The following is a 1138-nucleotide window of genomic DNA, read 5'->3' as shown; positions in this document are numbered from 1 at the left end:
CGTTTGGCGCGCTCGTACTGATACGCGTCCGGATAATTCTTGATGTCCTGCGCCAACATTTCCATGTTGATCCTGGTAGGCAGGTTTGTTGCGGCTGGTCTTGGGATCGGGAGTTTTGATCCAACGCATCACGCTGGCGACCCCTACATCAAAACGCTTGGCCACTTGCACGATTGAGAGGTTCTCCTTCTCACGAACGGATAATACTTTACGGCGAAATGATATCGGATAGGTCATCTGTAAATTATAATCAATTTATAGGAGACATGCTATAGCTGGCATCAAGCGGGAAAGTAACGGCAACGCTACCGACTCCTTGCCGGCTCGACGAGTGATGATTGCCAGATTATCCCAGCAGTTACCTTTTCGACTCATACTTTGTCGGATGCCATGCTGTTTTAATAACGCCCGGTGGCTATCCGATGCGTATTAACTGCCGCGGTCACTATGCCACAACAAGCCCTTCGCAGGTTTTCGTTTCCAAATAGCCATCAGCAGCGCATCATTCACCAGCTTTGTTCGCATAGGGCCTGCCATTGACCAACCTACTACTTGTCGTGAATACAGATCAATTACCACGGCTAAATACAACCAGCCTTCCTGAGTATGAATGTAAGTGATGTCCCCCACATACACCTGGTCGGGCTGGTGTACGTTAAATTGCCGATCCAGTTGATTAGGCGAAATGGGCAAATCATGTTTGGAATTTACAGTAGTTTTAAATTTTTGTTTCGTTTTGCACACCAGATCGGCTTCTCGCATCAATCGTCCTATTCGTCGACGGCTGACGGTTCGATCCCACCTGACTAGCGATTCCGGAATACGTCGGGTGCCATAGGTAGCACGGCTGTTCCTGAAAACATCCCGGATAATTGTCGTTAGCTCAATATCATCCTTTTCCCTGTTATACTTCTCGTGAATCAAAAATTGGTTTAAGTTAATGCGGCATAGTTGTGAATATATTAGAATTTTAATATGTCATCACATTACCTGCTCACTGCACAAGAAATTGCCAATTTAGAGGTGGCGCACCGTCAAACCAAAGACAAGCGTTATGCTGACCGGCTAAAAACGGTCTACCTGTTAGGTAAAGGCTGGTCGGTTACTCAAGTGGCTGAAGCGCTCATGATGGATCGGG

At 46.9% G+C, this 1138-nt stretch carries 2 pseudogenes; both read right to left on the bottom strand.

Annotated elements, in window-relative coordinates:
* Positions 1 to 237: pseudogene (locus BM283_RS17790) on the bottom strand (hypothetical protein); the annotation flags it as partial.
* A gap of 90 nt (positions 238 to 327) precedes the next feature.
* A pseudogene (locus BM283_RS17785) lies at positions 328 to 924 on the bottom strand (IS3 family transposase); the annotation flags it as partial.
* Positions 925 to 1138 lie beyond the last annotated feature (214 nt).

This window comes from Nitrosomonas sp. Nm34 (genome assembly GCF_900113925.1).
Taxonomy (GTDB): domain Bacteria; phylum Pseudomonadota; class Gammaproteobacteria; order Burkholderiales; family Nitrosomonadaceae; genus Nitrosomonas.
Note: the sequence above shows the minus strand (reverse complement) of the source record. Positions and strands in the feature narration are given on the sequence as shown.